This is a genomic window from Pseudomonas sp. C2B4 (assembly GCF_013359695.1).
Taxonomy (GTDB): Bacteria; Pseudomonadota; Gammaproteobacteria; order Pseudomonadales; family Pseudomonadaceae; genus Aquipseudomonas.
Genome location: NZ_JABFMU010000101.1, coordinates 1 through 10,871, shown reverse-complemented (window position 1 = coordinate 10,871; position 10,871 = coordinate 1). Strand labels below are relative to the sequence as shown.

The window sequence follows — 10,871 nt, the reverse complement described above, 5'->3', positions numbered from 1 at the left end:
AGCCTGCTCGCGATGGCGGCGTGTCAGTCAACATATAGGCTGAATGACACACCGCATTCGCGAGCAGGCTCGCTCCCACAATGAGGTGGGTGGTGACAGCTATCGATCAATAAGCCTGCGCGGTAGCGAGCGAACCCGACTTGTTCACCACCGATTCCACTTCACGATGTGGCAAATCACCCACCGCCGGCGTCCACGCAGGCACGGCCGGCATCTCCTTGCGCAAGCTATGAATCAGCGTGTACGACATCACCAGCAGCAACATGGCAATCGGCAAACCAGCGGCAATACTCGCCATCTGAATCGCTTTAAGCCCCCCTGCCAGCAACAGCCCCGCCGCAATCGCGCCTTCCAGAATGCACCACAGCAACCTGATCCAGTTCGGCGGATTGGTGCTACCCAACGCACATAGCGTGCACAACACCTGGGTGCCGGCATCCGCCGTGGTGACAAAGTGCACACCGAGCAGCACACAGACAAGAATCGAGAGCGCGGCGCCAATCGCCTGGCCATCCAGCGACTGCAACAAGGTGAACATGGCGGCAGTGGTTTCTTCCTTGGTGGCGAGCAGAACCGTGCCACCTTCGAACTTCGGCTGCTCCTGGGTCACGCCTTGGGTGGCGACGGACGCCTGGTAAGCCTGGCGATCCTGCTGTTCATTCTTGAGCGCGGCACCACCGAACACCGACATCCACAGAATGGTCACCATGGTCGGTACCACCAGTGCCCCGATCACCAGTTCGCGGATGGTCCGGCCCTTGGAGATGCGCGCAATGAACAGCCCCACGAATGGACCCCAGGTCATCCACCACGGCCAGTAGAACGCCGTCCACCAGTTTTGCCATTCAGTGTCTTTCTGGGTGTCCATCCAGAAACTCAGGCCGACGATGTTTTGCACATAGTCGCCGGTGGATTCAAACATCAGATTGAGAATGTAACGGGTTGGGCCAATGGCAAGTACCGCCAGCATCAATATGAAGGACAAATACATATTAAGCGTGGAAATACGCTTCATGCCTTTCGACAGTCCTGCCAATAACGAAATACAGGCAACCACACTGACAAACAGAATAATGGACAACTGCAATCCGACGCTGACCGGGATACCGAACACTTGATGCAACCCGGTGTTGATTTGAACAACACCCAAACCCAGCGACTGAGAAACACCGAAGGCTGTAATCACGACACCCATGATGTCGACAACATGGCCGATCCATCCATAGATACGGTCGCCAATCAGCGGATAAAGCAGTGAGCGCAGGGCCAGCGGCAAACCCTTACGGTAGGCAAAGTAGGCGAGGCTCAAGCCGATCATGGAGAAGATGGCCCAAGGGTGCAGCCCCCAGTGGAACAAGGTGATGCGCATGGCCAGGGTGGCGGACTCATCCGTCAAACCCTTGGAGAACGGGTTGTCGGCGTAGTGCAACATGGGTTCGGCCACCGACCAGAAAATCAGGCCGATGCCCATCCCCGCACTGAACAGCATCGCAATCCAGGAGGCGAAACTGAACTCGGGCCGGTCATGCTCGGCGCCCAGTTTAAGGTTACCGAAACGGCTGACGGAGATATAAAGCAGCAGGCCAAGCACGCCACTGATCAGTGCAATGTAATACCACTTGAAGTTATGCAGGATAAACACCGAGGCCATTTCAAACGCCTTGGATGCCTGTTCATCTTTAAAGGCACAAAACAGAACAAATGTGATCACCGCTAATATGGAAGCAACAGTCACATTCGGATTGAGGCCTTTCAACATGCCGGATTGCGCACGCATGGTTTTCCCCTTTTGTTTTTGTTTAAGGGCTTAGTTACTGTTCCGCAGGATGCTTGTTACCTGATATCGACCGACACCAGAACGCTTTATCCGCAGGTTAATTCCGGTCTATCTGGGTCTTGGCAGCATGGCCAAGATGATTGAAACCTGACCACCGTTCAAACCATATTTAGTCACCGACTCATGAGAAAAACGCATTAATAAAATGGCCCGCAACCTGTGGGAGCGAGCTTGCTCGCGATGGTCGTTAACGATAACGAGTGCTGTCTGAATGACCGCGTTGTCTGGGCGTTTTTCGCGAGCAGGCTCGCTCCCACAAAGGGCGCACAAATTCACCGCTTCAAATCGCATTCACCCACGGCGTCGCCAACGGTCACCAGGTTGGAGCTGGCAATCCCGTTGGGTGTCACCGGGTGGTGAAGCGGCGCATCCTTTTGAAGGTGCTTGCCGGTGATTTTTTTCTGACCCACGAACAACGCGAGCATCAGTGCACTGCCGGCATAGAAAAAGTAGAAGCTCGGTGCTCCGAGAGTCTCCATCAGCGCCCCCGCGATCAACGGCCCGAAACAGGCACCGACGCCGAAGGTGATCAACAGCATGCCCGAGAGCGACACGCGCAACGCGGGCTCCATGTTGTCATTGGCCAGCGCCACGCCAAGGGGGTACAGGCAGAACTGCAAGAAGCCGATGCCGGCGCCAAACCACAACAAGGTCGCAAACGAAGGGGCTTGATTGAACGCCAGCGGCAGGCTGACGACGATCAGCAACACCGCCACGGCGCGGATCAGGCTGGCACGGGGCAAGCGATCCGAGAGCCAGCCCAAGGGCAACTGCGCCAGCAACCCGGCAGCGATGGACAACGCCATGAACTGCCCGATCTGCGCCGTCGCCAGCCCCTGCTTGCTCGCATAGATCGCGGCCAGGCCGTAGAAGCTGCCATTGAGTACGCCGGACACCGCAATGGTCACCAATGACTGCGGAATCCTGCGCAGGAACAAACCCAGGTCAATGGATGCCGCTGGCACCGCCGTCGGATGCAGGCTGCGGGTCAGGGCCACTGGCACCGAACCCAGGGCGAAGACCATGGCCACGCCAAGCAGTACGCGAATGCCCAACCCTTCATCCAGGCTCAGGGCCAGATTGCCGAGCATCATGCCCACGTAACTGGCCACCATATACAGCGCCAGGACACGGCCGCGCTGTTCGGTCCTGGCCTGGTCGTTGAGCCAGCTTTCCAGCACCATCAGCTGACACATCATGGCCAGCCCCACCAGCGCCCGCAGCGCCAGCCAGAACGGCAGCGAAGTGCTGAATTCGTGGGCCAGCACCGCCGCTGAAATGATGCCGGCACAGGCCGCAAAGGTGCGTATGTGCCCGACCTGGGCGATCAGGCTGCGCCCGACCCAGCCACCCAGCACCATGCCCAGGGCATTGGCGGCCATCAAAGCGCCGCCCGCCGTTTCCGTTGCCCCCAGTACGTTCAGGCGCAACGCCAGCCAGGTCATCAGCAACATCGATCCCAGCTGCATCATCAGGCTGGCCAAATACAGCGCGCCGAACGTCTTCGTCAGTCCAAACACGGTGCGGATTCCCAAAAAAGAAAATGCGAAACCTGTGGCGAGGGGATTCATCCCCGTTGGGCTGCGAAGCGGCCCCAAAAGATGAGACTGCTGCGCAGCCCAACGGGGCGGTGCGACGTTTCGCTAAATCCCCTCGCCACAGAGTTGCTTCAGATCAGGCCGTGAAGCTGCTTCCAGTTGCCCGGGTGCACGACATAACCGAACAAGGCATGCCCGCCGTAGACCAGCTCGGTCCCCTCGGGAATCCACAGCAACTGGCCGGGCGTGACCTGGAAAAGCTCATCGCCCACCCGCAACTCAAAGCAGCCTTCGATGACGAAAATCACTTCGTCATACAGCACCGTCCAGGCCACTTGCGCCCCTTCCCAGCGAGCGAAGCCCACGCCGATGTTCGGCGAGATTTCATTGCTCAGGGCCCGAGCCACGTAGGCGGCGCCGGGTGGGCCGCCACGGAAGGTGAAATCCAGGTCCTGGTGGTCGATGCGCAGTACCCGGCTTTTTTCCGGCGCACTCATAACTCGCTCCGGCTGTTCCAGGCGGCCAGATGAATGCGCGAACGCACCCCCAGGCCGAGGAACGGTTCCGGTGGGTTGAGCGACGGCATACCGGTCACGGCGCGAATGTCGTTCAACGGCCCGGAGTCGGCCCCCACGGCAAGGTCCGCCAGCAAGGTGCCGGAAATCGTGCCCCAGGCCGCCCCCACACCGTTGTCGCACGCGGACGCATGCACGCCCGGCTCCAACTCACCGAAGAAGTTGGTGAAGTTGCGCGAGATCGCGTAGACCCCACCCCACGTGTGCGTAAACGGCACGTCGGCCAGTTGCGGGAAGCGCGCCTTGAAGGCCTTGCGATGCGACTCGCGAACCTTCAAGCGCATGGCGTCGCTGGTGCTGCGCCCGTACTTGGGCACGTGCTTGTAGGTGTTGCGGATGATCAGGCGGCGATCCTGGGTCATGCGCACCGTGGTTCCGGCGTGGTCCGCCGGGGTCAGGCCCCAGTCCAGTTGACCGCCGTAGGTCGCGAGCTCGGCATCGGTCAGCGGACGGGTCCAGCTGGCGAAGGTCATCACCGGCAACAGGCGGTTGCGCAGGTAGCCAAACTCCTGGGTGAAGATGCTGGTGCCCAGCAACAGTTGCGGGGTGCGGATCACGCCGTTGGTGCCATGCAGAATCCAGCCGCCGCGACCGTCACGTTCCAGACGCTGGATCGGCGACTCTTGCAGCAGTTCGACGTTGCCCGGCAACGAGCGCGCCAGGCCAGAGACCAGTGCGGCAGGCTGCATCAGGTAGCAGCCCGGGGTGTAGATGGCGCCGCTGTAATGCTGGGTGCCCAGTACACCGGCCAGCTCTTTCGAGTCGACTCGACGGAAGGGTTCACCCAAGTCAGTCATCAACCGCTCGAAGTGATCCAGATAAGCCAGGCCACGGGGGCCCACCGCACCTTGATACTTGCCGGCGTGGGACCACTGGCAATCGATACGGTGCTCCTGAACCAGACCCTGCAACTGCGAAATGGCCGACCGGTTGAGCGACAGCAAGCGTTGCTTGTGTGCCGGGTCCGGATGCTCCAGCGCGAACTTGTGCGGCAGGTCAATCACGAACCCGGAATTGCGCCCCGAAGCACCATGGGCGACCCGTTGCGCATCCACCAAAATGATGCGCGCTTGGGGGTGATGCTGGGCCAGGCGACGGGCCGCGGCCAAACCGGCAAAGCCTGCCCCGACGACCGCAAAGTCTGCACGCTGTTCGCCGGACAAGCGCTTGCACGCCGGCTGTTCGGGCAACGCCGCGTACCAGCCGCAGCTCGCATCGTCATAAGGCAAATTGATCGAATTTTTCATGGTTCCAGCCTCAGGCGACAGCCTGCTGAGTGTTCTGACAGGACTGCAGCAATGCGCTGCGCTGCGTTTGCGCTTGGCGACCGAGCAGGACAAAGCCCTTGAGCCGGCCTTCGGCGTCATGGAATCCGGCGCTCATACCGTCTGGCGTCGGCGTGCATCGCCATTGCCCTTCGCTGGCCATCGTCGGCGCCAACAGGCACAGCGGCACGGCCGGGGTTTTCACCGTCACCGGCATCAACGGGTAGTCGACGTCAGTGGGCTGGCCGAGCAAGGTTTTGCTGAGTGCCTGAATGCCCTGATTGATCGGCGCCAGATACGGCAGCAGCTGGCCGTCGATCTCGATGCAATCGCCCAGCGCGTAGATGCCCGGCACGGAGGTTTGCAGCCGGGCGTTGACTTGAATGCCCCGCCCGACCGCCAGGCCCGCGCTCTCGGCCAGGCTCAGGTCCGGGCGCAGCCCCACCGCCGACAGCACCAGGTCGGCCTCAAGGGTCTGGCCGCCCGCCAGTTTCAATTGGTAACCCTGCCCGTTCGACTCGATGGCTTCCACCGTGTTCTGCAGATGCCACTTGACCCCCAGTTCACCCAGCGCGCTCTGCAATACCTGCCCAGCTTCGGCGGGTAGCAAGCGCTCCATCGGCCAGCGACCCAGGCCGATGACATCCACGCTGAAACCGTTGTGCGCCAGGTCATTGGCGAACTCGCAGCCAATCAGGCCATCACCCAGAATCGCCACACGTTGTACACCGATCAGACGCTCACGAAAGCCGTGGTAATCCTGCAGGTTGTTGACGCTGAGCATGGCCGCCGTTTCGCCCCGGATCGGCAGACGGATCGGTTGCGCGCCGCTGGCGAGAACCAGTTGGCCGTACTCCATCTCCCCGAAACTGGTGCGCAAGCGTCGTGTTGAGCGGTCGATGCCCAGCACCTTGCAGTGGGGATAGACGCGGATGTTCAGCCGCTGTTCGATAGCCAGTGGCGACTCGCCGGACAACGCCTCGGCGCTCTTGCCCTGGGACAAACCGATCGACAGCGCGGGTTTGGAATACAGGTGCCCGGACTCCTGGGTCAGCACACGGATCTCGACCTTCGAGTCTGCCTTGCGCAGCGCCTGGGCCAGGCCATAACCGGCATAGCCGCTGCCGATGATGACGATCGGCCCGCGCGGTAATGCAGCGACAACAGGCACCGCTACCGCTGGCGGCGGCACGCTCACAGCCACAGCCGCCTCGGTGTACTCGCTGATATCAAGCATCTCGAAATCAGCCTTGCCGACGTGGCATTCCGGGCAGACCCAGTCTTCGGGCACATCTTCCCAGCGCGTGCCGGCGAGGATGCCGTCCTCGGGCCAGCCCAACGCCTCGTCGTAAATCAGACCACAGACAATGCAAAGCCAAGTCTTGAACATGGTGTTCACTCCCCAGCGATCCGGATCGCCACGTTTTTGGTGCGCACGTAGCTGTACAAGGCTTCCTGGCCCTTTTCCCGACCGAAGCCCGACAAACCGACGCCACCAAACGGCGTTTCAATGCCGCCGGCGTACCATTCGTTGACGAACACCTGGCCGGATTTCAGACGACGAGTGCAACGCATCGCACGGCTGATGTCCTGGGTGAACACCCCGGCCACCAGGCCGAACTCGGTGCCGTTGGCGATGGCAATGGCCTCCTCTTCGGTGTCGAACGGCATGATCGCCAACACCGGCCCGAACACTTCTTCCTGGGCGATGCACATCTGTGGCGTGACGTCGCGGAACACGGTCGGGCGCATGAAGTGCCCGGCACGGTCGGCGAAGGCTTCGCCACCGGTGACCGCGACGGCGCCGTCTTCCACGGCGCGTCGGCACAGGGCTTCGATACCCGCCAACTGCCCGGCGCTGACCACTGGCGTGAGGTCGGCGTTTTCCTGACCTTCGCCAACGCTGAGCCCTTCGGCCAGGGCCACCACGGCCTCGACTACCTCTTCATAGATTTCGCGCTGCACCAACAGCCGCGACATCGCCGAACAGACCTGCCCGGCATTGAAGAAAATGCCTGACTTGACGCTGGCCAGCAGTTGCTCCCGATCGGCGTCGGCGAAGGCAATCGCCGCCGACTTGCCACCCAGTTCCATCACGCTTGGAATCGCATGTTGAGCGGCATCGCGCAAAATCGACTGCCCCGTCGGCACCGAACCGGTGAACACGATCTGATCGACGCCGCTGTGGCTCACCAGATGCGAACCGACTTCACGGCCACGACCGCAAATCAGGTTGACCGCGCCCTGGGGCAAACCGGCGTTGGCAATGGCGCGGATCAGCACGCACATGCCCAGCGGCGAAAGCTCAGGCGATTTGATGACCACCGCGTTGCCGGCCGCCAGGGCCGGCGCCAGTGAACGGGCGCAGATCGATACCGGGAAATTCCATGGCACGATCTGGGCCGACACGCCCATCGGGTCGTACAGGGTGAAGTCCATGTAGCCGTTGCCCAGCGGGATCGAGGTGCCTTCGATCTTGTCCGCCATGCCGGCGTAGTACTCGAAGTAGCGCGCCGCCTCGATGAACTCGTCCTTGGCATCGATCAGGCGCTTGCCGTTTTCCTGGCACAGCACCCACGCGCCCTCATCCGCCACCGCCCGAATTTCTTCGGCGATGCGCAGCAACCAGGTGACCCGTTGCGCCGGACGCACGCGCGTCAACTCGCCGCTGTCGGCGCAGCGTCGGGCCGCCTGCACGGCACGCTCGGCATCGGCCACGGTGGCCTGGGCGATGGTCGCCAACGGCTCGGCCGTGCCTGGGTTGTTCACCGTCAGGCGCTGGATGCTGTCGCTCCATTGCCCGTCGATGTAATTGAGCCAGTGAGAGGCTATCGGATACATGGGACAACCTCCTCAGGCAGACGGCGTGGTGGCGAGCAACTGACGCGCGGCCCACTGGTGGAAGAAGTGCGTCGGGATGTCCATTTCCGGAGAGAACGCGCCACCCTTGTAGCCTGGGGAATGCCGGCCTTTCTGCATGCCTTCGACGGAGCTGATGTCCTCGGCGAACACCACTTTCCAGGACTCCAGGATGGCGTCGCGGCAAGCAGCGAATTCGTCGCTGGAAGCGGCTTCGTCACCGACATAGAACAGGCGCAGGTGCTCGATGGTCCGACCAGGGGAAACCGGTTCGAGCTGCATGGCGAAGGCATGGTCCGCCTGGATGCCGAGCAAGACGTTCGGGAAAAACGCCACGTATTCGGCATTGCGCAGACGGTCCAGCGGCCAGCCCGGGAATTTCGGCAGGTGCGTGCCCGCCACGTCCGACAGGTTGTAGGCGTAGCTGCCCTGGCCGGCGAAGTGCTCGTCGAAAATGATGTTGTAGTGATCTTCCAGGCGCGAGTACGAGTTCAGGCTCGGGTGCACCCACGGCAAGTGATAGGCCTCGCAGTAGTTCTCGACCGCCAGCTTCCAGTTGCAGTTGATGTCCAGGGTAGTGGCGTCGTGGCCCGGACGACGGCGCATCAGGCTCATGCCGTCTTCGCCGAGGAACTGGGTCCAGCGCTGGGTCAATGGCGCAAGCATCTCTTCGAGCGGCTGCGCATCGCCGGACAGGTTGATGAACACCATGTCCATCCAGATGGCGCTGCGGATGGCCTTCAAGCCGTGCTTTTCGCAGGCGAAGCGCTCGTCCTTGTGCTGATCGATCCCGCCGACGTGGGGCGTGCCGCGCAGCCCGCCATTGAGGTCGTACGTCCAGGAGTGGTAAGGGCAGCGAATCACGCCTTGCACCTCACCGGCCTCCTCCACCAGCTTCATGCCACGGTGGCTGCACACGTTATGAAACACCTGCACCAGGCCTTCGCGGTTGCGCATCAACAGCAGCGGCAGGCCCATGAAGTCGATCGGCTTGACCGAACCGGCCTTGCCCAGATCGCTGGCAAAACCGACGCAAGCCCAGGTCTTGCCCATGACCTGATCGCGCTCGAGTTCGAAGTAACGTTGTTCGGTGTAGAACTCGTTGCTCAGGCCGGTGGCTTCATGGATTGGATTGAGGACAGTTTCAAGGTGATGCACAGGAATTTGCTGGATGGTGCTCATTATTGTTTTCCCCTGCTGGGCACGGTTTGGAAGGGTCGGCAGGCTTGGTTGGCCAGGTCCGCTGGCGGCAAGTTTCGGAAAACGGGGGGGTGTCGACAAACGATATTTCGGGAGGGATTCATGACTTTTGATCATGAATAGAGGCTTGTTCAGGGCAAAACACACCCTCTGTAGGAGCGAGCTTGCCCGCGATGGTCGTTAACGATGACAAGTGCTGTCTGAATGACCGCGTTGTCTGGACGTTTTTCGCGAGCAGGGCTCGCTCCTACAGGGGGTGTTACGGCTTCGACGGAAGTTGATTCATCAGCCAACTGCGGAAGCGCTTCACGCTTTGTCGCATACCACCACGGGACAGCGGTTCAAGCAGACAAAACTGCGCATCGGTGCGCAATACCGCATCCAGCGGTCGCACGAGCGCGCCGCTTTGCAGGTAATCATCGACAAGGTTCGACCAGGCCAGCGCAACGCCCTGTCCATTGAGGGCCGACTGGATCACCATCGAATAACTGTTGATATTGATCCGGCGCTTGGGCTCGACGTTTTTCAAGCCCTGGCTTTGAAACCATTCGGGCCAGCCGAGCCAGTCACGCTGCGGGTCGTCGAGCACCAGCCAGGTGCAGGCCGCCAGGTCTCCAGGCTTGCTCAAGGCCGGATGCTTGGCCAGATACGCGGGGCTGCACACCGGATAAACCTCTTCGGAAAACAACGGCGTGACCTGCATTTCCCGGGGCGGCGTACTGCAGTAATACAACGCCAGGTCGCAATCCAGGCGCGAGAAATCCTTGACCTGATCATGGGCAATGATGCGCAGGTCGATCTCTTCGTTTTCCCGTTGAAACTCGGACACTTTGGGCAGCAGCCACAGCGAGGCCATCGCGGTACTGGTCGCCACCGTCACTTGCTCGGCGCCCTGCCAATGACGAATCTCACCGGTGGCCTGGGCTACTTGCAGCAAGGAGGCGCGGACCGTTTCGTAATACTGACTGGCTGCCGGGCTCAGGTGAATCGTGCGGGTGGTGCGCTCGAACAAGACCTTGCCCAGGTAATCTTCGAGCAGGCGTACCTGGCGGCTGATGGCGCCCTGGGTCACGTTCAATTCTTGCGCCGCCAACGTAAAGCTCAAATGGCGAGCCGCCGCTTCAAACGCGACCAGACTGTTGAGGGGGGGTAAGGGATGAATTTTCATACAGGCAAGGTCACGTCGTTGTTTTGGTTTTATCGCGGGAGTTTAGTCCTTGGCGGTGGAGGTGGACAGCGGCGTTGATGGGTCGATGAAACGGCTAGGGATTGGGGGCATATCCATTGCTGCGGTAGCGGCTGCTTAAGGTTCCGCTCTTACAGCGGGTCACTTGGAAAAGCCCCAAGTAACCAAGGGCTCTTGCCCCTTTCGTTCGGTGCCTCGCTCGAGGGGGCGTGCACCGCGAAAAGCCAAAACGAGGCGGCCTGATAGCCGACCTGGCTTTGGCCGGTGTACCCAATTTCCTGTGGGAGCTGGCTTGCCAGCGATGGCGGCCTATCAGTCAACCACTCCCTCACAGCACTGTTCCTGATCCCATTGTGGGAGCGAGCCTGCTCGCGAAGGCGGTGTGTCATTCAGCATAAATGTTGACTGACC

8 protein-coding genes and 1 pseudogene are annotated in these 10,871 nt (G+C 61.0%); all 9 read right to left on the bottom strand.

All coding sequences use genetic code 11. The features are described from left to right. Positions 1-106: 106 nt before the first annotated feature. Positions 107-1,777 (bottom strand): BCCT family transporter, encoded by a 1,671-nt coding sequence (locus HNQ83_RS30270; protein ID WP_256669342.1) that lies wholly within the window; start codon positions 1,775-1,777, stop codon positions 107-109. Positions 1,778-2,109: 332 nt separating this feature from the next. Then, positions 2,110-3,357, bottom strand: a complete 1,248-nt coding sequence (locus tag HNQ83_RS30265) for an MFS transporter (protein WP_175392510.1) — start codon at positions 3,355-3,357, stop codon at positions 2,110-2,112. A gap of 149 nt (positions 3,358-3,506) precedes the next feature. Continuing rightward, the gene (locus tag HNQ83_RS30260) at positions 3,507-3,872 is read right to left on the bottom strand and encodes an ethanolamine utilization protein EutQ (protein WP_175392509.1); all 366 of its coding nucleotides are present in this window, start codon (positions 3,870-3,872) and stop codon (positions 3,507-3,509) included. Next, positions 3,869-5,197, bottom strand: a complete 1,329-nt coding sequence (locus tag HNQ83_RS30255; protein WP_175392508.1) for an FAD-binding oxidoreductase — start codon at positions 5,195-5,197, stop codon at positions 3,869-3,871. Before HNQ83_RS30255 ends, HNQ83_RS30260 begins: the two co-directional genes overlap by 4 nt. Positions 5,198-5,207: 10 nt before the next feature. After that, a complete protein-coding gene (locus tag HNQ83_RS30250; protein ID WP_256669343.1) occupies positions 5,208-6,452 on the bottom strand; it encodes an FAD-dependent oxidoreductase in 1,245 nt (414 codons plus the stop codon). Next, positions 6,441-6,605 (bottom strand): annotated as a pseudogene (locus HNQ83_RS31400) (rubredoxin); the annotation flags it as partial. The gene HNQ83_RS30250 and the pseudogene HNQ83_RS31400, both read right to left, overlap by 12 nt. Positions 6,606-6,610: 5 nt before the next feature. Beyond that, complete coding sequence (locus HNQ83_RS30245; RefSeq protein ID WP_175392506.1) at positions 6,611-8,056, bottom strand: aldehyde dehydrogenase family protein; 1,446 nt, start codon at positions 8,054-8,056, stop codon at positions 6,611-6,613. A gap of 12 nt (positions 8,057-8,068) precedes the next feature. Further along, positions 8,069-9,256: an aromatic ring-hydroxylating dioxygenase subunit alpha gene (locus tag HNQ83_RS30240; protein WP_175392505.1), complete on the bottom strand. Its 1,188-nt coding sequence runs from the start codon at positions 9,254-9,256 to the stop codon at positions 8,069-8,071. Positions 9,257-9,533: 277 nt separating this feature from the next. Next, the gene (locus HNQ83_RS30235; RefSeq protein WP_175392504.1) at positions 9,534-10,442 is read right to left on the bottom strand and encodes a LysR substrate-binding domain-containing protein; all 909 of its coding nucleotides are present in this window, start codon (positions 10,440-10,442) and stop codon (positions 9,534-9,536) included. Positions 10,443-10,871 lie beyond the last annotated feature (429 nt).

What these genes read in the sequence shown, in the direction of transcription:
- HNQ83_RS30245 (WP_175392506.1), bottom strand. Translation starts at nt 8,056, where the DNA reads ATGTATCCGATAGCCTCTCACTGGCTCAATTACATCGACGGGCAATGG.
- HNQ83_RS30250 (WP_256669343.1), bottom strand. Translation starts at nt 6,452, where the DNA reads ATGCTTGATATCAGCGAGTACACCGAGGCGGCTGTGGCTGTGAGCGTG.
- HNQ83_RS30270 (WP_256669342.1), bottom strand. Translation starts at nt 1,777, where the DNA reads ATGCGTGCGCAATCCGGCATGTTGAAAGGCCTCAATCCGAATGTGACT.
- HNQ83_RS30255 (WP_175392508.1), bottom strand. Translation starts at nt 5,197, where the DNA reads ATGAAAAATTCGATCAATTTGCCTTATGACGATGCGAGCTGCGGCTGG.
- HNQ83_RS30235 (WP_175392504.1), bottom strand. Translation starts at nt 10,442, where the DNA reads ATGAAAATTCATCCCTTACCCCCCCTCAACAGTCTGGTCGCGTTTGAA.
- HNQ83_RS30240 (WP_175392505.1), bottom strand. Translation starts at nt 9,256, where the DNA reads ATGAGCACCATCCAGCAAATTCCTGTGCATCACCTTGAAACTGTCCTC.
- HNQ83_RS30260 (WP_175392509.1), bottom strand. Translation starts at nt 3,872, where the DNA reads ATGAGTGCGCCGGAAAAAAGCCGGGTACTGCGCATCGACCACCAGGAC.